The organism is Azospirillaceae bacterium (genome assembly GCA_028283825.1).
Taxonomy (GTDB): Bacteria; Pseudomonadota; Alphaproteobacteria; order Azospirillales; family Azospirillaceae; genus Nitrospirillum.
In genome coordinates this window covers 774737-798889 of sequence record JAPWJW010000003.1, presented here as the reverse complement: position 1 = coordinate 798889, position 24153 = coordinate 774737, and the positions used below count along the sequence as shown (strand labels likewise).

At 67.0% G+C, this 24153-nt stretch carries 20 protein-coding genes; 11 read left to right on the top strand and 9 right to left on the bottom strand.

Going from position 1 to position 24153, the window contains the following annotated elements:
• Positions 1-71: 71 nt before the first annotated feature.
• Entirely contained in the window at positions 72-1778 is a 1707-nt protein-coding gene (locus tag PW843_15650) for a methyl-accepting chemotaxis protein (protein MDE1148035.1), read from the bottom strand.
• 481 nt (positions 1779-2259) lie between these two features.
• Between PW843_15650 and cimA the strand changes: the two genes are divergently transcribed.
• Positions 2260-3882 (top strand): citramalate synthase, encoded by a 1623-nt coding sequence (cimA, locus tag PW843_15645; GenBank protein ID MDE1148034.1) that lies wholly within the window; start codon positions 2260-2262, stop codon positions 3880-3882.
• Between the two features lie 27 nt (positions 3883-3909).
• Complete coding sequence (locus PW843_15640; protein ID MDE1148033.1) at positions 3910-4734, top strand: RNA methyltransferase; 825 nt, start codon at positions 3910-3912, stop codon at positions 4732-4734.
• A gap of 2 nt (positions 4735-4736) precedes the next feature.
• On the opposite strand, the gene PW843_15635 is transcribed toward PW843_15640, so the two are convergent.
• The gene (locus PW843_15635) at positions 4737-5612 is read right to left on the bottom strand and encodes an AraC family transcriptional regulator (protein MDE1148032.1); all 876 of its coding nucleotides are present in this window, start codon (positions 5610-5612) and stop codon (positions 4737-4739) included.
• 122 nt (positions 5613-5734) lie between these two features.
• Between PW843_15635 and PW843_15630 the strand changes: the two genes are divergently transcribed.
• The 7 genes from PW843_15630 (at position 5735) to PW843_15600 (ending at position 13206) form a co-directional block, all read left to right on the top strand.
• Positions 5735-6676, top strand: a complete 942-nt coding sequence (locus PW843_15630; protein ID MDE1148031.1) for an alpha/beta hydrolase — start codon at positions 5735-5737, stop codon at positions 6674-6676.
• Between the two features lie 89 nt (positions 6677-6765).
• The gene (locus PW843_15625; GenBank protein MDE1148030.1) at positions 6766-8424 is read left to right on the top strand and encodes an amidohydrolase; all 1659 of its coding nucleotides are present in this window, start codon (positions 6766-6768) and stop codon (positions 8422-8424) included.
• A 107-nt stretch (positions 8425-8531) separates the two neighbouring features.
• The gene (locus PW843_15620; GenBank protein ID MDE1148029.1) at positions 8532-9341 is read left to right on the top strand and encodes a tetratricopeptide repeat protein; all 810 of its coding nucleotides are present in this window, start codon (positions 8532-8534) and stop codon (positions 9339-9341) included.
• Between the two features lie 117 nt (positions 9342-9458).
• Positions 9459-10109 (top strand): tetratricopeptide repeat protein, encoded by a 651-nt coding sequence (locus tag PW843_15615; GenBank protein MDE1148028.1) that lies wholly within the window; start codon positions 9459-9461, stop codon positions 10107-10109.
• Between the two features lie 112 nt (positions 10110-10221).
• A complete protein-coding gene (locus PW843_15610; protein MDE1148027.1) occupies positions 10222-10926 on the top strand; it encodes a peroxiredoxin-like family protein in 705 nt (234 codons plus the stop codon).
• Positions 10927-11166: 240 nt separating this feature from the next.
• Positions 11167-11781 (top strand): 30S ribosomal protein S4, encoded by a 615-nt coding sequence (gene rpsD / locus PW843_15605; GenBank protein ID MDE1148026.1) that lies wholly within the window; start codon positions 11167-11169, stop codon positions 11779-11781.
• Positions 11782-12195: 414 nt separating this feature from the next.
• Entirely contained in the window at positions 12196-13206 is a 1011-nt protein-coding gene (locus PW843_15600) for a sulfotransferase (GenBank protein ID MDE1148025.1), read from the top strand.
• 186 nt (positions 13207-13392) lie between these two features.
• On the opposite strand, the gene PW843_15595 is transcribed toward PW843_15600, so the two are convergent.
• The 5 genes from PW843_15595 to purQ all read right to left on the bottom strand — a co-directional run bounded on the left by PW843_15595 (position 13393) and on the right by purQ (position 17870).
• Positions 13393-13680: a hypothetical protein gene (locus PW843_15595; protein ID MDE1148024.1), complete on the bottom strand. Its 288-nt coding sequence runs from the start codon at positions 13678-13680 to the stop codon at positions 13393-13395.
• A gap of 317 nt (positions 13681-13997) precedes the next feature.
• Positions 13998-14336 (bottom strand): Grx4 family monothiol glutaredoxin, encoded by a 339-nt coding sequence (gene grxD / locus PW843_15590; GenBank protein MDE1148023.1) that lies wholly within the window; start codon positions 14334-14336, stop codon positions 13998-14000.
• Between the two features lie 211 nt (positions 14337-14547).
• Positions 14548-14784 carry a BolA family transcriptional regulator gene (locus PW843_15585; protein MDE1148022.1) on the bottom strand — a complete coding sequence of 79 codons (237 nt, stop codon included), beginning with the start codon at positions 14782-14784 and terminating at the stop codon, positions 14548-14550.
• Positions 14785-14958: 174 nt separating this feature from the next.
• The gene (gene purL / locus PW843_15580; GenBank protein ID MDE1148021.1) at positions 14959-17184 is read right to left on the bottom strand and encodes a phosphoribosylformylglycinamidine synthase subunit PurL; all 2226 of its coding nucleotides are present in this window, start codon (positions 17182-17184) and stop codon (positions 14959-14961) included.
• On the bottom strand, positions 17181-17870 hold the full coding sequence (purQ, locus tag PW843_15575; GenBank protein MDE1148020.1) for a phosphoribosylformylglycinamidine synthase subunit PurQ: 690 nt from the start codon (positions 17868-17870) through the stop codon (positions 17181-17183). Before purQ ends, purL begins: the two co-directional genes overlap by 4 nt.
• Positions 17871-18235: 365 nt before the next feature.
• Between purQ and PW843_15570 the strand changes: the two genes are divergently transcribed.
• Complete coding sequence (locus tag PW843_15570; GenBank protein ID MDE1148019.1) at positions 18236-19627, top strand: NAD-dependent succinate-semialdehyde dehydrogenase; 1392 nt, start codon at positions 18236-18238, stop codon at positions 19625-19627.
• Positions 19628-19762: 135 nt separating this feature from the next.
• Here the strand turns inward: PW843_15570 and PW843_15565 are convergent, their stop codons facing one another.
• Entirely contained in the window at positions 19763-21373 is a 1611-nt protein-coding gene (locus tag PW843_15565; protein MDE1148018.1) for an FAD-binding oxidoreductase, read from the bottom strand.
• Between the two features lie 390 nt (positions 21374-21763).
• On the opposite strand from PW843_15565, the gene PW843_15560 reads away from it, so the two are divergent.
• Positions 21764-23008: an MFS transporter gene (locus tag PW843_15560; GenBank protein ID MDE1148017.1), complete on the top strand. Its 1245-nt coding sequence runs from the start codon at positions 21764-21766 to the stop codon at positions 23006-23008.
• Between the two features lie 144 nt (positions 23009-23152).
• Here PW843_15560 and PW843_15555 read toward each other — a convergent pair whose 3' ends face one another.
• Positions 23153-24073, bottom strand: coding sequence for a LysR family transcriptional regulator (locus tag PW843_15555; GenBank protein ID MDE1148016.1), 921 nt, complete (start codon positions 24071-24073; stop codon positions 23153-23155).
• Positions 24074-24153: the final 80 nt, after the last annotated feature.

Sequence of the window (24153 nt, the reverse complement as noted above, 5' to 3'; positions counted from 1 at the left end):
GCACGCACAAAAAAAGGCCGCCCCTGGTGCCAAGGGGCGGCCTCTGGCCAATGGGATGAACCCCGAAGGGGTCAGGCGGCGGCGCGCACCGTGCCCAGGAAACGCTGCACGGCACCGGTCAGGACGTTGGCGTTTTCGGCCAGCCTGCCCGACGTTCCCCGGATCTGGGTGGCCGCACTGCCGGTCGTGGCGGCGGCGGCACTGACCGCCGTGATGTTGCGGGTCATGTCCTCGGTACCGTTGGCGGCCTCGGTGATGCCGCGGGCCACTTCGCGGGTGGCGGCGTTCTGCTCCTCCACGGCGGATGCGATGGCCATGGCGATGTCGGCCATGTTGGTGATGGCGCGCTGCATGCCGGCGATGGCGCCCGCCGTCTGCTCCGTCAACGACTGGATGCGCACCACCTGGGCAGTCACATCCTCCGTCGCCTTGGCGGTCTGGGTGGCCAGGGCCTTGACCTCGGATGCCACGACGGCGAAGCCCTTGCCGGCCTCCCCCGCTCTAGCTGCCTCGATGGTGGCGTTCAGGGCCAGCAGGTTGGTCTGGGCGGCGATGCCGGCGATCATCTCCACCACGTCGCTGATCTTGTCGGTGCTTTCCTGCAGCTTGCCCACCACTTCGGTGGAGGCGGCGCAGTCGCTGATGGCGCCCTGCGCCTGCTCGCGGGAGCGTTCGACCTGGCGCGCGATCTCCTGCACCGTGGCCGCCAGTTCCTCCGACGCGGTCGCCACCATCTGCACGTTGGCGGAGGTCTGCACGGCCGCCCCGGCGACGGAGGTGGAGCGGTCGCGGGTGACGCCGGCGGCCTCGGCCATGGCGTCGGCCGTGTCCTTCATCTCCCGCGCGGCCCCCGCCAGGGCGTCGATCAGGCTGGCGACCTGGGCCTCGAAGGCGTCGGCCACGGCGGCCTGTGACGCCTTGCGCTCCTGCTCCGCCTGTTCGCGCATCGCCACCTGTTCCCGCTCCAGGCGTTTCACCGCCAGGGCGTTGTCGCGGAACACCGCCAGCGCCCGGCCCAGCAGGCCGACCTCGTCCCGGCGGTTGGTGGCGGCCAGGCTCACGTCCAGGTCGCCATGGGCCAGGCGCCCCAGCGCCCCCGCCATGTCGGTCAGCGGCCGGGCGACGGTACGGGCCATGGACACGATGACGGCCACGCACAGCAGCAGGCTGGCCCCCAGCACCACCAGCACGGCGGTGCGGGCTGCGGCTTGGGTGCTCGCGGCGGACGCCGCCAGTTCCTGACCGTGTGTGCCGTTCCATTCCAGGGTCTTGCCCAACGGCGTGATCACCCGCAAGAACGCGTCCTTCAACGGACCGGAGACGAAATCCTGGATGGCGCCACCGTTGCCGGCGTCCACCAGGACGGACAGTTGGGTGGTGGCCGGGATGTATTGCTGCCAGGCGTCGCTGAAGGCGGCCAGCAATTGCGCCTCCTCGGTGGCGGGGGCCACGGTGGCGCGGTATTGCGCAAGGATGGTGTCCACCTGCTGCCGGGTTTCGGCCAACTGCTTCTTGCTATCCGTGATGTCGTCCACGTCGTGGACGGCGCCGGCCAGGGCCATGCGCAGGTCGAGGCGACGGTAGCGGCTGAAGGTGTCGATCAATTCACCCAACATCACCGTCTTGGGCAGGGCTTGGTTGGCCAGGGTGCCGGTGGTCCGCCCCAATGAGTGTAAGGACCACAAGGCCGTGCCGCCCAGCGTGGCGATCAGCAGCAGGACGGCCAGGAAAGAGGTCAGCACCTTGCCGCGCAAGGTCAGGTTCAGCCAAAGGGTCATCGGGTGCTCCATAAGCGGTCGGCGCTGGTCGGGCCGCGGCGTGGAAATTGATCGGGGAGCCAATGGCGTCGGGCGCATCATTTGCTTCTGCCGCCAAATCAATAAAATTAAATGCGGGCGATCGATTTCGATGTTCATGTCAAGGACGGCGACGTCTGGTCTCGCTTCCGTATCGGAAGTATAGGAACGGAAAATATGGGGACAATGAAGGGGAGCGAATATTTTGAATGTGGGACCGGATTTTATGATTTGTTAAAATGACATTCACGGTGTCTTCGCCATGTCGGGTACTTTATCTGGCTAGTTTGAATAACCCAGGATGGGTAAGACTGTTTGAGGTACGTACTTTGCCCGGTGACGGCGCCGGCGGCGGCGGCGTCCTCCGGCAGGGCCGCCATGCCGCCGCCTATGGCTTGCCAGGGTTGCTTCGTTGCGTGTGATGGGCCATTGTCGCAACTCCGTTTCGTTATTTGGCCCGGTTATGACTGCTCGCACCCGCATCTATCTCTATGACACCACGCTGCGCGATGGCGCGCAGACCCAGGGCGTGGACTTCACGGCGTCCGACAAGGCCGCCATCGCGCGGGAGCTGGATGCGCTGGGCATTGATTATGTCGAGGGCGGCTGGCCGGGCGCCAACCCCACCGACGATGCCTTCTTCGCCGACCCGCCGGTGCTGAAGCGCGCCCGGCTGACGGCTTTCGGCATGACCCGCCGCCCAGGGCGCAGCGCCGGCAACGACCCGGGGCTGAACGCTCTGTTCAACGCCACCAATGGGATCGAAGGCGCCGGCGTCTGCCTGGTGGGCAAGACCTGGGACTTCCATGTCGACGTGGCGCTGAACATCCCGCGGGGCGAGAACCTGGATCTCATCCGCGACAGCGTGGCGGAAACCGCCAGCCGGGGTCGCGAGCCGCTGTTCGATGCGGAGCATTTCTTCGACGGTTACAAGGCCAACCCCGACTATGCGCTGGCCTGCGTGCGCGCGGCCTATGAGGGCGGGGCGCGCTGGATCGTGCTGTGCGACACCAACGGCGGCAGCCTGCCGCATGAGGTGGAGGCCATCGTGGCCGCCGTGGCGCAGGTGATCCCCGGCGACCGCCTGGGCATCCATTGCCATAACGATACCGAGAACGCGGTGGCCAACAGCCTGGCGGCGGTGCGCGCCGGCGCCCGCATGATCCAGGGCACGCTGAACGGGTTGGGGGAGCGGTGCGGCAACGCCAACCTCATCTCCCTCATCCCCACGCTGTCCCTCAAGATGGGCTACGACATCGGCGTGGATGAGGCGGGGTTGAGCCGCCTGGTCCATGTCAGCCGCCTGCTGGATGATCGGCTGAACCGCGCGCCCAACCGGCACGCGGCCTATGTCGGCGAAAGCGCCTTCGCGCACAAGGGGGGCCTGCACGTCTCCGCGGTGGAGAAGGACCCCACCAGTTATGAGCATGTGCGGCCGGAGCAGGTGGGCAACCGCCGGCGCGTGCTGGTGTCCGACCAGGCCGGCCGCGCCAACGTGCTGGCCCGCCTGCGCGAGGTGGGCATCGCGATCGAGCCCAACGACCCGCGTGTGGGCGCGCTGGTGGAAACGGTGAAGCGGCGGGAGTTCGAGGGCTACGCCTATGACGGGGCGGAAGCCAGCTTTGAACTGCTGGCCCGCCGTGAACTGGGCCAGCTGCCGGACTATTTCCGCCTGATCTCCTTCCGCGTGCTGGATGAGCGCCGCTGGAACCTGCGCGGTGAGCTGGTCACCCTGTCGGAGGCGACCGCCAAGCTGGAGGTGCCGGGCGTGGCCGACGCCCTGATGACGGTGGCGGAGGGCAATGGGCCGGTGAACGCGCTGGACACAGCGCTGCGCAAGGCCCTGCTGCCGGCCTACCCGCAACTGGACGGCATGCGGCTGGTCGACTACAAGGTCCGCATCCTGACCCCCCAGGACGGCACCAAGGCGGTGACCCGCGTCATGATCGAAACGCGGATGCCCGATGGCGCCCCTTGGGTTACCGTCGGGGTATCCGCCAACGTCATCGACGCGTCGTTCAACGCGCTGTTCGACAGCATCACCTATTGTCTCTACCGCGCCGGGGCCACCGTCCCCACCGCGTGAGGGGCCCAGTCAAGAGACCCGTTCGCCATGAGTGGAACCGACCGCCGCATGCTCGCCAAGTCCCAGGCCTCCCAGACGGAGGCGGAGGGCAGTGAAGGGACCGGCGGCGGCCCGGCCGTCATCCTGGTGGAACCCCAGCTGGGCGAAAACATCGGCACGGTGGCGCGCGCCATGCTGAACCACGGCCTGACCGACCTGCGCCTGGTGAACCCGCGCGACGGCTGGCCCAACGAGAAGGCGGTGTCGGCCTCGGCCGGTGCCACCCTGGTGCTGGACAAGGCCCGCGTCTATGAAAGCACCAAGGACGCCATCGCCGATTTGCAGAAGGTCTACGCCACCACGGCACGGCCCCGCTACATGGTCAAGACCGTGCTGACGGCGCGCGAGGCGGCGACGGAGATGCGGGCGCATGCCCAGGTGGGGCGTGAGGTCGGCATCCTGTTCGGGCCGGAACGCACCGGCCTGGTGAACGACGACATCGCGCTGGCCGACACCCTCATCACCATTCCCCTGAACCCGGGCTTCTCATCCCTCAACCTGGCGCAATGCGTGCTGCTGGTGGCGCACGAATGGTTCCAGGCGGAAGAGAAGGGGCCGGCGCGGCAGCTGTACACCGGCAACTCCCGCCCGGCGACCAAGGAGGAACTGGTCCATCTGTTTGAGCATCTGGAGGCGGAACTGAACGCCACCGGCTTCTACACCGTTGAGGAGAAACGCCCCAGCATGGTGCGCAACATCCGCAACCTGCTGCAACGCGCCCATATGACGGAACAGGAAGTGCGCACCTTCCACGGTGTCATCGCGGCGCTGACCGGCCGGCGCAAGGACGGCGGGCCGGTCAAGGGGCACTGACCCTACGCCACGACCGGCACGTGGAAATCGATCACCGCGCCGGGGCGGGTGGGCGCGAATTCGCTGTCGTAGAGTTCGAAATCCGGGCTGTCCGCCACGTCAAGGCCTGAGGCCGGGATCAGGTCGCCCCAGATCCGGGCCATGGCCGTCTTCACCTGGGGATGCAGCGCGCCGCCGTTCAGGGTGATGCGGAACACGGCATAGCGGGCGGCGGGGATGGCCAGCGCGGTGAAACCCGCCGGCGGGGCGATATCGGCCCGGACACGGACGCCGGCCATGTAGTCGAAGCTGCCCTCCGCCCGATCAGCACCCCACACCACGCCATAGGTGGCCCAGCTGGGTACCTGCCCAGCGAAGGGCAGGGCGCCGATCAGCGCCGACCACAGCTGGGGAATGTTGGCCTTGCTGGCCCCGTCGAAGCGGCGGCTGGGGCCAGCGACGGTGAAGGCCTCCAGTGCGACCAGGTCGGGCAGTTGGGCGACGCTGACCTCGACGGCATCGGGCATGCTCATGGGATATTGTCCTTCCAATGGGGTGACGGCGAAGCCCTTGCGGAAGCGGCCGGGCGCCACGCCGAAGACGCGTCCGAAGGCGCGGGTGAAAGCCTCTTGGGACTCAAAGCCGCAATCGAACGCCAGGTCGATCAGGCGTATGTCCGGATCGCGTGCCAGGCGCTGTGCCGCCCTGACCAACCGCCGGCCCCGCACGTGCGCCATGACGCTGCGCCCCAGGCGGGCCGTGAACAGGCGGGAAAAATGATAGGGCGACAGCGCCGCGCGGTCGGCGATGGCCTCCAGCGTCAATGGCTGGTCGAGGTTGTCCTCAATCCAGGCAAGCAGGTCGGCAAGGCGGTCGGTGCGGGGCGGTGGCTGGTTCATGCCGGCACTATGGCGGATGCCGGTGGCGCCGTCCTGACAGGTCTTGCTGTTGTTGAACCAGGCGATGCACCCTGTTCGTCCGCCGGTGGGGCGGGCCGGTCACGATGAACGGGGTGGGGATCATGCGGGCAAGTCTGGTGCTGCGGGCGGTCTTGGTGGCCGCCGGTTTGATGGGCGCACCCTTGGGTGTGGCGCAGGCGGCCGAGGCGGCGAAGCCCGCCGCCGTCCGGCCGGAAGGCGATCCGCAATCCATCGCGTTGTTCGGCGCCAACATCCGCTATTACGAGGCCGGACAGGGCCCGACCCTGGTGCTGGTCCATGGGCTGGGCAGCAGCGCCATGGGTGACTGGGGCCGGGTGGTGGGGGATCTCGCAAAGACCCATCACGTGCTGGCCATGGATCTGCTGGGCTTCGGCGCCTCGGACAAGCCGCAGATCGATTACGCCATTCAGACCTGGGTGGATTTCCTGGGCGAATTCCTGCGGCAGAAGGGCGTGAAGGGCGGCTTCACCCTGATGGGCGAATCCCTGGGCGGCTGGATTTCGGCGCAGTACGCCATCCAGGCGCTGGGCGGTGTCGCGGCCGACCCGGCGCTGGCCCTGCCCAAGCCGTCCAAGCTGGTGCTGTGCGACGCCGCCGGCCGGCACGAGACCATGGCCAAGGCCTTCGGGCCGAAGCCGGCGGGCCAGCCGCCGTCGGCCTCGCTGGCCGGGCAGAAGGCCCTGCTGGGTGCCATCTTCCATGACCCAAGCTGGAGCCAGGGGGCCGATGCCCTGAAGCGTGGCCTGGCGTGGAGCATCGCCAAGGGCGACGCCTGGACCATCCATTCCGTCTACGGCAACCCGGCGCTGCTGGATGAGGCGGTGGATGGCAAGCTTGGCGGCATCACCATTCCCACCCTGGTGGTGTGGGGGGCGGAGGACAAGCTGCTGCCCCCGGTCGATGGCCGCTTCTACGCCGACGGCATTCCCGGTGCGAAACTGGTCACCATCCCCGACAGCGGCCACGCCCCGATGATCGAGGCGCCCAAGGCCTTCCTGGCGGCGGTGGCGCCGTTCCTGTGATTTGACCGCAAGCTTTTCCGCTGTACCCTGGTGCCAACGAAACCGGGGGTTTAGGGGGAATGATGGCGGGCAGGCGTCTTTTGGCGGCGGTGTCGGCATTCGTATTGCTGGGAACCCAGGCCCAGGCGGCACCAACGCTGCTGGTCAACGCCCGTATCCATACCGAGGATCCGGACCATCCTGCTGCTACCGCCCTGGCCTGGGATGAGGCCGGCACCCTGCTGGCGGTGGGTGATACGGCCGACCTGGTGAAGCGTTATCCCGGTGCCGCGACGGTGGACGCCAAGGGCGCCCCGGTGGTGCCCGGCCTGATCGACGCGCATGGCCATGTGCAGGATGAGGGCGGGGCCTTGCTGACCGCCGATCTGTCCGGTGCCAATTCCAAGGCCGAAATCCTGAGGCGGCTGAAGGCCCAGGCGACCAAGGTCGCGCCGGGCGATTGGCTGGAGGGCTGGGGCTGGGACCAGAATCGTTGGCCGGACAAGTCCTTTCCCACGGCGGCCGACCTGGACGCCGCCTTTCCCGACCGGCCCCTGCGGCTGGATCGGGTGGATGGCCATGCCGTCTGGGTCAACAGCGCCGCCTTGCGCCTGATGGCGCAGCGGCCTGATGCCAAGGGCCTGGACGGCGACTGGCAGCCGGAAGGCGGGCGCATCGTGCGCGCCGGCGCCAAGGCGAGCGGCGTCTTCATCGACAACGCCATGGACCTGGTGAACGAGGCCATGCCCGCGCGCACCGACGTGCAGATCCGCCAGGACTACAAACTGGCCTTCGCCGAGATGGTGTCGCTGGGCCTTACCGGCGCGCATGAGCCCGGCATCAGCCTGCAGTCCTTCCGCGTGCTGCAGGATATGGCGGCCAAGGGGGAGGTGCCGGTGCGCCTCTACACCCTGGCCGATGGCGACCATGAGGCGCTGGACTGGTTGTGCGGTCTGGGTAACGGCGGCTACACCGATCCCACGGCCCGTGTGCGCATGCGTGGCGTGAAGCTGTACATCGATGGCGCCCTGGGCAGCAGGGGCGCGCGGCTGCTGCGGCCCTACAGCGATGACCCTGGCAACAGCGGCATCTACGTGACCGACCCCGCCGACTATGCCCGCATCGTGGCCAAGGCCAAGGGCTGCCACCTGCAGGTGGCGACGCATGCCATCGGCGACGCCGGCAACCGCACCGTGCTGGACACCTACGCCCAGGCGCTGGGCGCCGATGCCAAGGCCACCGACCACCGCTGGCGGGTGGAGCATGCCCAGATCGTGGCGCTGGAGGACATTCCCCGCTTCGGCCAGCTGGGCGTCATCGCCTCCATGCAGCCCACCCACGCCACCTCCGACATGCCGTGGGCGGAACGGCGGTTGGGCCATGACCGCCTGGCCGGCGCCTATGCCTGGCAGCGCTTCGTCCAATCGGGCGCGCGGCTGGCGCTGGGCTCCGACTTCCCGGTGGAGAAGGTCAATCCCTTCCTGGGTCTCTATGCCGCCGTCACCCGCCAGGATCTGAAGGGCCAGCCCCCTGGCGGCTGGCTGCCGGACCAACGGCTGACGCGGGAACAGGCGCTGGCCGGCTTCACCCGCGATGCCGCCTACGCCGGCTTCATGGAGGGGGAGGTGGGGATGCTGAAGCCCGGCCTGCATGCCGACTTCGTCATCCTCAGCGCCGATCCCCTGACGGTGGCATTCCGCCGGATCGCGGACATCAAGCCGCGCTCCACCTGGGTGGATGGCCGCAAGGTTTATGAGGCGGCGAAGTAGCGGAACAGGCTTGTGCCCCTGGCGTGCCATAACCGTCCTGATAGTATGGTTGCCATTCTGCAATCTTGCGTGATTGCGGGATGGGGAACCAGAGCCGGGGGGCGCGGATGAGGGGCACAACGATTGCTGTTCTGATGATGGGGGCGGTGCTGTCGACCGTGCAGGCCTGGGCGCAGGACCAGCCGGCACCGTCTGTGGTGCAGCCGGCGATACCGGTTGACGCGGGCGCGCCGCCCCCTTCCGGTGAGACGGCGTCAAAGGCGGTTGATCCGAAAAAGGCGGCCGAGGATGCGGAAGACCAGGCCATGGTCCGGACCATCGCCGAGGGGGTGCAGTTGATGCGCACCGGCCAGGTACGCCCGGCCATCGAAGACTTTGACAAGGTCATCGCCACTTACGATGCCCGTTACAAGGACAGTGCGGAGACGCTCTACTGTGCCGGCGACGGTATGGAGGCGATGGCATACATGCTCCTGGCCGCCGCCAGCAAACACTCGGCCCGGGCCCTGCCGCCCATGTGGGCGGCCGCCTACTTCTTCAGGGGATTCAGTTTGGTGGAACTGCGGGACCTTCCGGCCGCCCAGGCGGCGTTGGAACGTGCGCGCGATCTTTCACCGTACAACTCGCACTACCTGAATGAGTTGGGCAATCTCTACAAGACGCAAAAGAATTGGGCCCTGGCGCTGGAAACCTACCAGGCGGCCAAGGAACATGTGAACTTTCAGCGCCAGAACGCCACCAGGGAAGAGGCGGTCACCCAGCACGGCATCGCCTATATCTATTCCGAAACCGGCAAGCTGGACGATGCCGAGGCCATTTATAAGGCCTGCCTGGAAAAGAACCCCCAGGATGCCTACGCCCAGCACGAACTGGCATACGTCCAGCAGCAGAAGGCCAGACAACCCCATTTCCAGTGAAGGGGCGGCATGTGCAACCTTGCACTTTGGAGACGCATCGCGCTGGTCTTCTGTGTGGCCGCCCTTCCATGGACGGGTGCCGCCGCTGGCGCCACGATGGCAACGAATGATTTGCCTATGGCCGACCTCACACCCGACCTGGGCCTGCATCATTGGCTGATGGAAGGCTTGCTGGCGGTGCGGGCGGGGGATGCGCGCCGGGCGGTGGATGACCATTTCAGCAAGATCATCGTGATCTACGAAGGCCGCTACCGCGCCGTCCAGGGACGGTTTTACTGCGCCCGTACCGCGGAAGAGGCCACCCGCTACATGCAGCAGGCGTTGGCCCAGGGGCAGAAGGCCCGGGTGGTGGAGGCGGGGCTGTCCATGGCCTACTACCACAAGGGCCGGGAACTCCTGACCCTGGATGATGTCGCCGGCGCGGAAGCCAGTCTGGAACGGGCGCGCGTGCTGTCGCCGGCCAACGCCCCCATCCTTGTCGAGATGGGCGCCATCTATAAGGCGGAACACAAAATGCCCCAGGCGCTGGAGGCCTATCAGGCGGCCACCGCCGCGCTGGACCTGGCGCCCATGGAGGAGCGGGGCCGGGAAAGCCGCGACGCCTACGATGGGCTGGGTGGCCTTTACATGGCCATGGATCGGCTGGATGAGGCGGAGGCGGCCTATCGCCAGGCTCTGGCGGCCGTTCCCGACGATGAACTGGCCGCGATGGAATTAATCTACATCCAGCAACAACTGCGCACCCAACCCCAACCCCCGGTACGCTGAAAACACCGCACTTCACGCCGGCCAATAAGGTGATCAAGGATTCCTCGGGTTTTTCCAAGGCTTTCCCCTGCCACAGTGGGAAGAGCCCACCCCCCGAGGCTGGAGATCGCCCGTGAGCCAACCGTCCATTACGCCCGAGCCCAGCCTGACCCAGCTGTTCGCCGACCTGCATGCCCACCGGGTGGCGACCATGGATCCGGCGCAGTTGAAGGTGAACATCGACCAACGGCGCGAACTGGTGGAAACCGCCGACGTCGAGGCCTTCGTCAAGGTGGGGGACCGGCTGGACGGCGTGGTGCTGGCGGATGTGGAGGGCGCGCCGCTGGCGCTGGATGCGCTGCGCGCGCCGGGACCGGTGGTGCTGGTGTTTTTCCGTTTCGCCGGCTGTCCCGCCTGCAACATCGCGCTGCCGTATTATGAGCGGCACCTGTGGCCGGGCTTGAAGGCCCTGGGCGCGCAACTGGTGGCCGTCAGCCCGCAGGTGCCGGAGCGCCTGGTGGAGATCAAGCGGCGTCACGACCTGACATTCCTTGTCGCCAGTGACCGTGACAATGCGCTGGGCCGCCTGCTGGGCATCCTCTATACCGCCAACGCGGCCTCCCAGGCGTCGTTGACGGCCAAGGGCGTCTCGCTGGGCGACATCATCGGCACGGGCACCTGGGAATTGCCCATGCCGGCCGTGGTGGTGGTCGACCGGGACGGCGTGGTGCGATACGTCGATGTCAGCCCGGACTGGCTGGCGCGGACCGAACCCGGCCCGGTACTGGAAGCCGTGCGCGCCGTGGTCGGCCAATCGGCATCCCGCGCGGCGGAATAGGGGACAGGCTCCTGGGGCGGCAGTTCCTCCGCCGCATGGGCCGTCTGCGGCCGGCGCTGGCCGGGGGCGGCACTTTCCGTTGACTTCAGGGCCGTGCCGCTTATAGTGCCGGCCTTCACTTCCCGGGAAGGTGGGTCCGGGGGATCTCTCCCCTTAACCCCGTCCATGCGTTCCGATCGGCGGAGCGGCATGGAACTACCGGGACAATAAGCCGCGTCAGCGGTGTTTTGGAGCTTAGAGATGAGCAAGCGTTTAGAGTCCAAGTACAAGATTGACCGCCGCCTCGGCGTCAACCTGTGGGGCCGCGCCAAGAGCCCGGTCAACCGCCGCGAATACGGCCCCGGCCAGCACGGCCAGCGCCGCAAGAAGCCGTCGGACTTCGGTCTGCAGCTGATGGCCAAGCAGAAGCTGAAGGGCTACTACGCCAACATCGGCGAGCGTCAGTTCCGCCGCATCTACCAGGAAGCCGTCCGTCGCAAGGGCGACACCGGTGAGAACCTGGTGCAGCTGCTGGAGCGCCGCCTGGACGCGGTGGTGTACCGCATGAAGTTCGCGCCGACCCCGTTCGCCGCGCGCCAGATCATCAACCACGGCCACATCCTGGTGAACGGCAAGCGCCTGAACATCGCCTCTTACCGGGTGAAGGACGGCGACACCATCGAAGTGCGCCAGAAGGCCAAGCAGTTCGCCATCATCCTGGAGGCCTCCGCCTCGGGTGAGCGCGACATTCCGGAATACGTGCAGGTCGACACCGGCGCCCTGAAGGGCACCTTCGTCCGTGGCCCGGGCCTGGCCGATGTGCCGTACCCGGTCACCATGGAACCGAACCTGGTCGTCGAATACTACTCGCGTTAATCCAGGTCCGCGTTTCGGCTCCCCGGGCATCCGGGGGGCCGCTTTCAAGATCAGGCCGCATCCCTTGGGTGCGGCCTTTTCTTTTGCGCGCGCGGGGCGTGTGATTTGGCCGTGCCGGCCCATACAACATTAGGCGTACGTGAATATAACGAACAGTATAACAGTAACATGCATAACTGCAATGAACGTATTTAACATCCTGATTTCATTGATATTCCAATAAATTTTTTACGACTTTGGTAATGCTGGGAGGAACTGAAAGAAGCCAATTTTCTTCGTCCAGTGGAGATAGGGTTCTTCATCGCGGAACGTAATAGGAAGGTCACAAAACGTCCTGTGACTACAAGCCGCACAATCACCTGGATTGCTCCGGGCGTGGGGAGGTGCGGCCGTTCACTGTGATGGGGCAAACTCTTGTCGAACGCATATGCCAAGAATTGGGGGACGCAGTCCCAGGCCGCCGCCGTGGCGCCGGCCCGGGTACGTCAGGTCGCCAATCAGGGCGGAACGATCGAACGGCTGCGGCGCCGCTTTGCCGACCTGCCGGCGCCCGTGGTGGTCTACAACAAGTCGCACTCCGGCAGCCGCCTGCTGGCGCAGATGCTGGACGACCAGGGGATATTCATCGGCGGCAAGCTGAATGAGTCCAACGACGCCATGGCCATCCTGCCGCTGATCGAGCGGCTGGTGGAGGACTACTATCCGAACTATCAGGTGCTGTGGGACGAGGAATGGCCGGCCGATCTGGAGGCCCTGTTCGTCACCGCCATCATGGAGCACCTGACGGGCTATGACGGCCGCTCCCCCTGGGGCTGGAAGCTGTGCGAGAGCACCTACATCGTGCCCATCATCGCCGCCGTTTTCCCCAAGGCGCGTTTCGTCCACCTGCTGCGCGACGGCCTGGACGTGGCCTTCAGCGACCATGTGCCGCCGCAGACCAAGTTCTGGCGCAAGGTCTACTTCAACAATGCCGAGATCGAAGGCTGGCGCGGCCTGTCCATGACCAACCGCGCCTATGTTCGCCGGCCGCACATCTATAACGCCCTGCATTGGCTGAACAGCGTGGAGGTGGGGCGCAACTATGGCATCATGCTGCCCGGCCGGTACCTGGAGGTGCGGTATGAGGATCTGTGCCGGGACTTCATCCCCGTCTCCCGCCGCATCCTGGCCTTCCTGGAGCGTCCGGTGGATGAGGCGGCCCTGACGGAACGATCCAAGTCCGTGCGCCGCGGCGCCATCGGCAAGCATGTGCGCCACCGCCGCCAGCGACGCCAGGTGCTGCGCCTGATCGAACCCACGCTGCTGTCGCTGGGCTATCTGGAAGAGGCCACCCACCCGCCGGCGCTGTGGAGTGTCCGGGAGCGCTGGTACAGCGTCCTGCGCCAGGCTGGCAAGACGTGGTCCCGGGTGCGCGGCAGGGAATAAGGCCAGCGGTACGAGACCTTGGCTCGTGCCGCTGTAGGCCCCGACTGGGGCCGCCGGAAGTTTCCGGGGAACGCAGTGGACTGGAAACTGAGGAAGCCAAGCCAGCGGATGCTGGCGCCCGGCGATTGAGGGGGGCTTTGATCGGTCAAGATCAAAGGCCATTGCTATAACAGCATGGGGAAGGCGCTATCCCGCCTTTCCCAGCCGCCGCCGGTTGGCGCGCACCTTGCGGCGGTAATGGGCCAGCACCTTGGCGGTGGCCCCGTGGGCGTCCATACCCAGGTCCCCCGTCATGGCCCGCAGCTGCAGGTCCAGGCCGGCCGCGATCTTCTCCGTCACCATGCGTTGCGCCTCGGTCTGTGCCGCCGCACCGCCGGCCGCCAGCTTCCAGGTGCGTAGCGTGATGACCTGCATGGCCTCCACACCCAGCATCCAGCTATCGAAGCCGGTGCGCAGCCACGGGTTTCTCGACATGTCGCCTCCGAAGCGGGAAAGACCATCCGCTCAAGCGTGAGCGTGGACTTTTGTTCCATGGCGATTGCTGGAACAAAACCGGCGCTCCAACGTTTCCCTCGGTGTCAGGGCCAATGAAACAGGCCCTATCCCAAGAACTGAGGGGAGATCGTCGCGATGAGGTACGGAATTCTGTGGCTGCTGGGTGTTCCGCTTCCCGTTCTGATCATCATCTACCTGATGTTCCATTGAGGAAGCACGGCCCCTGGGGCCATTAAAAAGGGCCGCGCCCGGTTTCCCGGGGCGGCCCTTTTCACGTGAGTGCGCGGCGCTGTCGCTTAGGCGGCGGCCTGCGAGGCGACGCCCTTTTCGGCCAGCAGCTGCACCAGCTCGCCCGACTCATACATGTCGCGGACGATGTCGCAGCCACCGATGAATTCACCCTTCACGAACAACTGGGGAATGGTCGGCCAGTTGTTGAATTCCTTGACGCCCTGGCGCAGGGCCGGATCGACCAGGATGTCGATGCCCTTGAACTTCACGCCCAGGTGGCTCAACACCTGCACGACGGCGGCGGAGAAGCCGCACTGCGGGAACACGGGCGTGCCCTTCATATAGAGCACGACGTCGTTCTCGGTGATGTCGCGGCGGATGCGTTCTTCGACGGTCTTGTCCATGTACGATCGATCCTCTGGTGCCATCCCGCCGCTCAAGATAGCGGCGACCGGCGGTCAAACCTGAACCGGGCAGGGGCCCGGATAGCGCTGGCAACCATGTTACCGTTCCCGGTGAACAAGTTCATCCAGCAACCCACGTGCAATAAATGAGCGCGCGCGGGCCGTCTGTCCAGTGGGAACAACCGGTATACCGCTGCGCGATCTTCTCAGATCAGTCCTGCGTCGCCGCCGTGGTCAGGGCCAAGGCATGGAGTTCATTGCCCATTTTGCCACCCAGCGCCGCGTAGACCATCTGGTGCTGTGCCACCCGGCTCTTGCCCTTGAAGGCCGCCGCGGAGACATAGGCGGCGTAATGGTCGCCATCGCCCCGCAGGTCCTCGATGCGCACTTCGGCGCCCGGAATGCCCTCCCGGATCAAACGCTCGATCTCAGACGCGTCCATGGCCATGGGTTTGTTCCTTTCAGTGTTCCCTCAAGCACCGGGCGCCGGCATCCGCCGGCTTGGCTTGTCCTCGATTTCCAGTCCGCTGACGCTTCCCAGAAATCTCCGGCGCCTGCGGTCGCAGGCTACGACGGCATGAGGCTAGCTCATGCCGTCGATTGTTGCACGGATGTCAGGCGGTCAGGCGGCGTCGCCGGCCATGAAGCCGGGCAGCCAGCCTTCGTGGACCTTGCGCAGCTCCGCCAGGGGCAGGGCGCCGCCGGCCAGGCCTGTCAGGGCGTCGCCGCCCACGGTGCCCAGGTTGGTGACCGGCACGCCGGCGGCCTTGGCGGCTTCCGTCACCGCCGCCGCGTCGGCGACCGTGGTGGTGACCAGATAGCGGGCCTGGTCCTCACCGAACAGCAGGCCGGCATCGGCACCATCCAGGCCGATCAGGGCGACACCCTTCCGGCCGCGCAGGGCCATTTCCGCCAAGCCGACAGCCAGGCCGCCATCGGCCAGGTCATGGCAGGCGGTCAGGCGGCGCGCCTCGATCAGGCCGCGCACCAGGTCGCCGGTGCGGCGCTCAGCGGCCAAATCCACCGGCGGGGGTGTGCCTTCCTCGCGGCCGAACACCTCACGCAGGTACAGCGACTGGCCGACATGGCCGGCCGTGGCGCCGAACAGCAGGACGGTGTCGCCCTCGTTGCGGAAGCCGCTGCCGATGGCGAGCGTGCTGTCCTTCAGCAGGCCCACGCCACCGATGGCGGGGGTGGGCAGGATGCCTTCGCCGTTGGTCTCGTTGTACAGGCTGACGTTGCCCGACACGACGGGGAAGTCCAGGACGCGGCAGGCGTCGGCCATGCCTTCGATGCAGCCGGCGAACTGCCCCATGATCCGGGGCTTCTCCGGGTTGCCGAAGTTCATGTTGTCGGTGATGGCCAGCGGCAGGGCGCCGACGGTGATGATGTTGCGGTAGGCTTCCGCCACCGCCTGGGCACCGCCGCGCACCGGATCGGCGTAGCAATAGCGCGGGGTGCAGTCGGTGGTCATGGCCAGCGCCTTGGGCGTGCCGTGCACCCGCACCAATGCCGCGTCACCGCCCGGGCCGATGACGGTGTCGGCACCGACCTGGCTGTCGTACTGCTCCCAGATCCAGCGGCGCGAGGCCAGGTCCGGCGTGCCCATCAGGGCCAGCAGGGTGTCACGGGCCGACTGCTTCAGCGGCACGGACGCGGCCGCGATCTCGGCCTGGGCCGGGGTCGCTTCCGTCGGGCGGTGGTACAGCGGCGCCTTGTCGAACAGCGGCGCCAGTTCCAGGTCGCACCAGGTGTGGCCGTGCATACGGATGACCAGGCGGCCGTTGTCGGTCAGCGTGCCGATGACGGCGAAGTCCAGTTCCCACTTGTCGAAGATGCGCTTGGCCTCGTCCTCACGGCCGGGTTCCAGGATCATGAGCATGCGCTCCTGGCTTTCCGACAGCATGATCTCATACGGGGTCATGCCGGCTTCGCGCTGGGGCACCGCGTCCAGGTCCATGTCGATGCCCAGGCCGCCCTTGCCCGCCATCTCGACGGAGGAGGAGGTGAGGCCGGCGGCCCCCATGTCCTGGATGGCGACGATAGCGTCGGTCGCCATCAGTTCCAGGCAGGCTTCGATCAGCAGCTTTTCGGTGAAGGGGTCGCCCACCTGCACCGTCGGGCGCTTGGCCTCGCTGTCCTCGGTGAACTCGGCCGAGGACATGGTGGCGCCGTGGATGCCGTCGCGGCCGGTCTTGGAACCGACATAGACAACGGGCTTACCGACGCCGGCGGCCTTGGAATAGAAAATCTTGTCGGTCTGGGCCACGCCCACGGTCATGGCGTTGACCAGGCAGTTGCCGTTGTAGGCCTTGTGGAAATTGGTCTCGCCGCCCACGGTGGGCACGCCGACGCAATTGCCGTAGCCGCCGATGCCGGCCACCACGCCCGCCACCAGGTGGCGGGTCTTGGCATGCGAGGGCTCCCCGAAACGCAGGGCGTTCAGGTTGGCCACGGGGCGGGCGCCCATGGTGAAGACGTCGCGCAGGATGCCGCCCACACCGGTCGCCGCACCCTGGTAGGGCTCGATGAAGCTGGGGTGGTTGTGACTTTCCATCTTGAAGATGGCGGCCTGGCCGTCGCCGATGTCGATGACGCCGGCGTTCTCACCGGGGCCGCAGATGACCCAGGGCGCCGTCGTCGGCAGCTGCTTCAGCCACGCGCGGGAGGATTTGTAGGAGCAATGCTCCGACCACATCACGGAATAGATGCCCAGTTCCGTCAGGGTGGGCGCGCGGCCCACGCTTTCCAGCATGCTGGCGTATTCGTCGGGCTTCAGGCCATGCTCGGCCGCCAGCTGGGCGGTGACGACGGGTTCCTTGTCGGGGCTGTGGGTGGTCTTGCTCACGACAGGCTCTCCAGCAGGCTGGTAAACACGGCACGGCCATCGGTGTTGCCGTGCTGGGGATCGAAAGCGCGTTCCGGGTGGGGCATCATGCCCAGCACGGTGCGCGTCTCGTTGAAGATGCCGGCGATGTTGTTGGTGGCGCCGTTGGGGTTGCCGGCCGCATTCACCACGCCCTCGGCATCGGTGTAGCGGAAGGCCACGCGGCCATCGCCTTCCAGGCGCTTCAGCGTCTCATCATCCACGACGTAGTTGCCTTCGCCATGGCCGACCGGGATGCCGATGCGTTGGCCCTGGGTGTAGCCCTTGGTGAAGGGGCTGTCGGTGTTCTCCACCTTCAGGTCCACCGTCTTGCAGACGTACTTCAGCGACTGGTTGCGGATCAGCGCGCCGGGCAGCAGCCCCGCTTCGGTCAGGATCTGGAAGCCGTTGCAGACGCCGATGACCTTGACGCCCTTGGCCGCGCGCTCCTTCACCACCCGCATGATGGGCGAGTTGGCGGCCATGGCGCCGCAGCGCAGATAGTCGCCGTAGGAGAAGCCGCCGGGAACGGCGATGACATCGACCTCGGGCAGGTCGGTGTCACGGTGCCAGGCGAGCACGGTCTTGTGGCCGGAAACTTGTTCCAAAGCCACGGCGATGTCCCGTTCGCAATTGGAACCGGGAAAGACGATGACGGCGGACTTCATGGGGCCGCAAATCCAATCGTTGGAGGCCGGGGAAAGGCGAAGATGCGCGCCATTCAGGGCCGGCGGCGCACCCTCACCTTGCGTGCCGGAAGCTAGCCCCGGCGTTGCCCGAATGCAAGGTGCGGGGGGCGAAGGGCAACCCCGCGCGTATGTGGGGGCGAGCCAACCATGATGGAACAGGCGTCATGGGGTCACCGACACGGTCCGTCAAGGCCACCAAAGTCCAGGGTTGGCCTGCTGGCGACCGAATTGTTCCAGGTCAAGGCCGGGGGCCGGGGAAGGTTATTCCATTGGGGTTCCATCGGATTTTCGGCCCGCCCGCGATTTGCGCCGGCCGGCCCGCACCGTTCTAGGGAGCCCATGCCATGACCTATGCGACCACGAACCCCTATACCGGCGAAGTGCTGAAGACCTTCCCCGATGCCACCGACGCGGAAGTCGGCCACGCCATCGACAACGCCCACGCCGCGTTCCTGTCGTGGCGGGAGACGCCCTTCGCCGAACGGGCCCGCATCATGCAGAACGCGGCCGACATCCTGCGGAAGGAGGCCGAGCCCTACGCCCGACTGCTGACGCTGGAGATGGGCAAGCTGTTCACCGAGGCCAAGGCGGAGGTGGAGCTGTCCGCCGCCATCTTCGAATATTACGCCCGCAATGCCGAGACGCTGTTGGCGCCGGAGACGCTGCCGGTGGCCGATCCGGCGGAGGGTGAGGCCACGCTGGTGTGCGAGCCGCTGGGCGTGCTGCTGGCCATCGAGCCGTGGAACTTCCCCTATTACCAGATCGCCCGCATCATCGCGCCGCAGCTGTCGGCGGGGAACACCATGCTGCTGAAGCACGCCTCCAACGTGCCGCAGAGTGCGGCGGCGTTCGAGGTGCTGATGCGCCAGGCGGGCCTGCCGGAGGGGGCGTTCAAGAACCTGTACGCCACGCGCGGGCAGATCGAGACCATCCTGAACGACCCGCGCGTCCATGGTGTGGCGCTGACCGGGTCGGAAGGGGCGGGTGCCGTCATCGCGGCCCAGGCGGGCAAGGCGCTGAAGAAGTCCACCATGGAGCTGGGCGGTGCCGACGCCTTCGTGGTGCTGGCGGATGCCGATTTGGACAAGACCGCGAAGTGGGCGGTGTTCGGCCGGCATTGGAACGGCGGCCAGGTCTGTGTCTCATCCAAGCGCATGATCATCGTCGACGCGGTCTATGATCGCTTCCTGGACAAGTACACGACTGGCGTGGCCGGTCTGAAGGCGGGCGACCCCTTCAACGCCGAAACCACCCTGGCGCCGCTGTCGTCCCAATCCGCCGCCGACGAGGTCAAGGACAAGATCCGCCAGGCCGTCGCCCACGGCGCCACCGCCACTGAGGTGGGGCCGAAGGTTCCCAGCCAAGGCGCCTTCGTCCAGCCCACCATCCTGACCAACGTGGGCGAGGACAACCCCGCCCGCTATTGGGAGTTCTTCGGCCCCGTCTCCATGCTGTTCCGCGCCAAGGATGAGGACGACGCCGTTCGTATCGCCAACGACAGCCCCTATGGCCTGGGCGGGTCAGTGTTCACGTCCGATACGAAGCATGGCGCCGAGGTGGCCCGCAAGATCTCCACCGGCATGGTCTTCGTCAACCACCCGACCATGGTGAAGGCTGACCTGCCTTTCGGCGGCATCCGCCGGTCGGGCTACGGCCGCGAATTGCTGGGCCTGGGCATCAAGGAGTTCGTGAACCACAAGCTGATCGACGTCGTCGATATCGACGCGCCGTTCTGATGCTGGCGGCACGAGGCAGCGCCTCGTGCCGTAGGCCCTGACCGGGGCCGCCGGAGCATTCCGGGAAACGCAGTGGACTGGAATGCGAGGAAGCCCAAGCCAGCGGATGCTGGCGCCCGGCGCGTGAGGGGCCTTTCAGAGTCCCAGCACGCCCGGGTTCAGGGCGTGGACCGGATCCAGCATGGCCTTCAGCGCCTCCAACACGTCCAGGCTGGCGGCGTCGCGGGAGGCCAGATAGGGATAGGTGCGGCCGATCTGGAAATGGGCCAGGCCATTGCGCAGGAACAGGGCCAGCAGGCGTTCCCGCGCCTTTTCCAGGACGGCCGCCGCCGCCGGGTTCGGCGCGTGACGGGGCAGCTTGGCCAGGTGGGTGGGCTCCACCGTCGCTGCGTGCAGTTCCAGCAGCGCGTCCGGCCAGTAGAAGGTCGGCTCTATGATGATGGCGTTGGTGGACATGGTGGTAAACAGATAGGCGTGTTCGACGTCATGCCCGTCCAACTCCGCCCGCATGGCGTCCAGTTCCGCCTCCATGGCGGTGAAGATCTCATGCGCGCGCGACAGCGGGGCCAGGCAATGGATCGGCGCCCAGCGTTCCCCCTGGGGCCCAAGGATGGCGTTGAGGGCGCCGAACGGCTGGGCGCGCATCACCTTGGGGATGGTGTTCTCCACCTCCTGCCCCTGATTCTGGGTGGCGATGGCCCGCGCCGCCGCGATGTCCTCGGCCACACCCGCCGCTGAGCGCCCTTCGCAGACGATATGCAGGGCGTAGTCGTCCGCATCGATGAAGCCGCGGCCGGCCATGGCGACCTTCGCCGCTTCCTTCAAACCGCCCAGCAGGCTGGATTGCTTGCCGATCACGTTCTTCAGGGCGCCCAGGTCGGTCGCCAAGGAGGCCCGCTTCAGGCGGACGCGGGTCAGGCGCGGGTCGAAGCCGCAGATCTCGCACGCGATGCCGGCGCGGACCATGGCGGCCATGGCCGCGAACATGGCACCGTCGGTCTTGAAGGAGAACGAGGCGTAGGCCTCATGCCGGGGCAGGGGCATCAGGCGCAAGGTCACTTCGGCCTTGATGGCGAAGGCGCCGCAGTCGCCTGTGAATAGACCGGCCAGGTCGGGCCCGTAGAACCGGTAGAAGGGGCTGTCGCCGTCGCGGCCCCGTGCGCCGGTGCGCAGGATACGGCCGTCGGCCAGCACCAGGGTCAGCGCCACCATACTTTCGCCGCTGGTGCCGTAGTGTCCCGCGCCGAAGAAGGCGTTGCCCTGCGACAGCCCGCCGCCCACCGTGGACAGCAATCCCGACAGCGGCCCCCAATACGGCGTGCGCAGGCCCAGGGGGGCCAGCGCCTCATTCAGGGTTTTCCAGGTGCAGCCGGCCTGCACGGTCACGACCATGTCGTCGGGGCGTATGTCCAGTACGCGGTCCATGCGGCTTAAATCCAGCGTCACCGTCCGGTCCGAAGCCGGCAGATAGGCCTTGGTGTAACTCATGCCGCCGCCGCGCGGCGCGCACTGGTATCCCCGGGCGGTCGCGGCGCTTACCACGGCCGCCAGTTCGGCCGTATCGGCGGGGGCCACCACCAGGGCGGCGGTATGGGCGGCGCGGGCGTAAATATCCTGGGAATGAAGGATGCGGCTGGCGCTGTCCCCGCGCACGTGCGCCGTGCCGACGATGCCGGCCAGCAAGGATGCCAGTGCCGCCGTAGCCTCGGCATCGGTCATGGATTCAGCCGGATTGCTTGTCGTCATTTGCCCGCTCCCCGTGTTTTGGTCTTGTTCGAATCTTATTGATATAAAGATCGATCTATATATCATTTTACACAAGCGCCACGGGCATAATCAGGCGCGGACTATTTCATAAGTCGCAGGGACGGGATGATGGGGGACGAAGCCTTAATGGGGCGGCGGGACCGAAGACCGTATAGTGCCGCGTGTCCCGGCCGTGCAGGGACGCAACCTTGGCGCCTGTCCGCACAATGGTGCGGGGCCGGGCGTCGCTGGTGGCCGGGTCGCTTTTCCGTCTTGCGCGAACAATTGAAAAACAACGGCTCCCGCGTCGCCGGGCCGCCGACTCCGCCCCATTCAAGGGCCGGATGGGGAGAGCTGTGAACCAACCGAAACGGGAAGGGGACCTGGGGGATGACGGGCAATGCTGGAAAGGGTGAGTTCGCACGCGGGTGGGCTGTGCTGCTGGCGGCGACTTTGGGCACCATGTGCGGGGCGTCGCCGCTGCCTTACAACACCATCGGGTCGTTCCTGCAGCCATTGATGCAGGAATTCGGCTGGAACGCCGGGGCCGTGATGACGGCGATGATGTGTTACGGCCTGATGGGGTGCGTCTGCGCCCCCATCGTCGGCGCGCTGGCCGACCGGTTCGGCGCCCGCGTGGTGGGGCTGGCCTCGCTGGTGGGCTTCGGGGTGGCGTTCGCGGCGCTGGGGCTGGTCAATTCCTTGCCCATGTTCTACGCGGTTTATCTGCTGATCGGCGTCGTCGGCATCGGCTCCACCCCCGTCACCTGGTCGCGGGCCGTCAATCTTTGGTTCGTGCGCCGCCGGGGGCTGGCCCTGGGCATCATGCTGACCGGGACCGGGCTGGCCGCCTTCTTCCTGCCCGCCACCACCGTCTTCCTGATCCAGCATTGGGGCTGGCGCTGGGCCTATGCGGCACTGGCCCTGCTGCCCCTGGTGGTGGCGTTGCCGGTGGTCTGGGCCACCTTGCGGGAACCGACGGTGGCGGAAAGCCGGGCCGCGGACGCGGGCCATGTGCCCTTGCAGAAGACCGGCTATACCCTGGCCGCCGCCGTGCGCGAGCGGCACTTCTGGATCATGATGCTGGCCTTCCTGCTGGTGTCCATCGCCTATGGCGGTTTTCACACCAACCTGCAGAACATGGTCCGCCTGAAGGGATTGAGCCGGGAGATGGGCGCCCTGATCGCCGGCTGTGTCGGTCTCGCCATCATCGTCGGGCGCGTGGGTGCCGGCCTGCTGGTGGACCGGTTCTGGGCGCCGGCGGCGGCTTTCCCCCTGCTGGCCATGCCAGCCATCGGCTGCGCCATCTTCATCAGCGACACGCACTCCACCGGCATGATCGTGCTGGCGGCCGTGCTGCTGGGCGGGGCGGCCGGAGCGGAGGCGGACATGATCTCCTACCTCGCCGGTCGCTATTTCGGCATGGCCTATTACAGTCGCATCTACGGCATGCTGTACGCCGCTTTCGGCGGTGGGGCGGCGGTGTCGGCGCCCATCTACGGGTATGTCTATGCGACGACGGGCAGCTACACGCCCATCCTGACCGCCGCCGCCGTGATGTTCATCGGCGGGGCCGCCCTGCTGTTGCTGGTCGGGCGCTATCCCGCCAGCCTGCCGGTGGTGGAAACAGCCTAATGCCAAGGGCGCGAGGTGCTGCCTCGCGCCCTTGGGAGGCCGGTGACCGCCGGCCCCGCAGCGAGTACCGAAGGGCGCAGCGAGGAAGCCCAAGTCGGCGGATGCCGACGCCCGGCGATTGAGGGGGCATTTGAGCGTTTACGATCAAATGCCGCGCGTGTGATCCGACGCGGCCTCGCCGTTCAGGCGGGCCGCTTCCTCCTTCAGGATGTCGATCAGGTCGGCGGTCACGGCGGCCATGGTGGCGCGGCGGCGGCGTAGCGCCACCAGTGGCGTGGTCCAGCGTCCCTGCGCCAGGTCGCGGCCCATCAGGTCGGGTGTCGCGTCCACCAGCGACTGCGGCAGGATGGCCAGCATGTCGGTGCGGGCCAGCACCGACAGGGCGAAGGGGACGGAGATGGTGCTGATCTGCGGCTGAATGGGGGGCAGGCCGGCCTGGATGAAATGCTCATCCACCGGCGCGTTCAGGCCATCGGGCAGCCGGCCGAACATCCAGTCGGCGCCGGCCAGGCCGGCGATGCCGTGGGCGGCTTCCAGGATTGGATTGCCCCGGCGGCCCGCCACCACCCAGCGCTCCTTGCCCAGGGGGGTCACGATGATCTGGGGATCGACCTCCCCGGTGCCGGTGGTGACGGCCAGGTCCAACTCGCCCGACAGCAGCAGGCGCACGAAGTGGGGTTTGATCCCATCCTCGATATGCAGGCGCAGGCGGGGGAAGCGGCGTTGCAGGCGCACGACGGCGCTGCCGCCGATGCCGGCCGCGGCCACCGGGCTCATGCCCAGGGCGAACTGCGTGGCGCTGCGGCCCAGCGCCACGTCGACGTCGCGGCGGAAGTGCCCGACCTCCGCCAGCACGGCCTGGGCGTGGGTGCGCAGGGATTCCCCCATGCGGGTGGGATGGATGCCCTTGGGCGTGCGCTCCAGCAGCGTCACGCCCAATTCCTCCTCCAGCCGCGCCAGGCTTTTGGACAGGGCCTGCTGGCTCAGGCCCCGCTGGCGGGCGGCCAGGGTGAAGCTGCCGGTGTCGACCACCGCCAGGAAGTATTCCAGGTCACGCAGTTCCATGGATGCTCGTAGGTACGCCCGTGATGAAAGCTCATCCTTATATCAACGGCGCGCGGTTTTGCCTCGCGCCGTTGAAGGCC

Coding starts and splice junctions, on each gene's coding strand:
- PW843_15560 (MDE1148017.1), top strand. CDS start 21,764: ATGACGGGCAATGCTGGAAAGGGTGAGTTCGCACGCGGGTGGGCTGTG.
- purQ (MDE1148020.1), bottom strand. CDS start 17,870: ATGAAGTCCGCCGTCATCGTCTTTCCCGGTTCCAATTGCGAACGGGAC.
- PW843_15555 (MDE1148016.1), bottom strand. CDS start 24,073: ATGGAACTGCGTGACCTGGAATACTTCCTGGCGGTGGTCGACACCGGC.
- cimA (MDE1148034.1), top strand. CDS start 2,260: ATGACTGCTCGCACCCGCATCTATCTCTATGACACCACGCTGCGCGAT.
- rpsD (MDE1148026.1), top strand. CDS start 11,167: ATGAGCAAGCGTTTAGAGTCCAAGTACAAGATTGACCGCCGCCTCGGC.
- PW843_15615 (MDE1148028.1), top strand. CDS start 9,459: ATGGCCGACCTCACACCCGACCTGGGCCTGCATCATTGGCTGATGGAA.
- PW843_15650 (MDE1148035.1), bottom strand. CDS start 1,778: ATGACCCTTTGGCTGAACCTGACCTTGCGCGGCAAGGTGCTGACCTCT.
- PW843_15635 (MDE1148032.1), bottom strand. CDS start 5,612: ATGAACCAGCCACCGCCCCGCACCGACCGCCTTGCCGACCTGCTTGCC.
- PW843_15570 (MDE1148019.1), top strand. CDS start 18,236: ATGACCTATGCGACCACGAACCCCTATACCGGCGAAGTGCTGAAGACC.
- PW843_15620 (MDE1148029.1), top strand. CDS start 8,532: ATGAGGGGCACAACGATTGCTGTTCTGATGATGGGGGCGGTGCTGTCG.
- PW843_15585 (MDE1148022.1), bottom strand. CDS start 14,784: ATGGCCATGGACGCGTCTGAGATCGAGCGTTTGATCCGGGAGGGCATT.
- PW843_15630 (MDE1148031.1), top strand. CDS start 5,735: ATGCGGGCAAGTCTGGTGCTGCGGGCGGTCTTGGTGGCCGCCGGTTTG.
- grxD (MDE1148023.1), bottom strand. CDS start 14,336: ATGGACAAGACCGTCGAAGAACGCATCCGCCGCGACATCACCGAGAAC.
- PW843_15640 (MDE1148033.1), top strand. CDS start 3,910: ATGAGTGGAACCGACCGCCGCATGCTCGCCAAGTCCCAGGCCTCCCAG.
- PW843_15595 (MDE1148024.1), bottom strand. CDS start 13,680: ATGTCGAGAAACCCGTGGCTGCGCACCGGCTTCGATAGCTGGATGCTG.
- PW843_15565 (MDE1148018.1), bottom strand. CDS start 21,373: ATGACGACAAGCAATCCGGCTGAATCCATGACCGATGCCGAGGCTACG.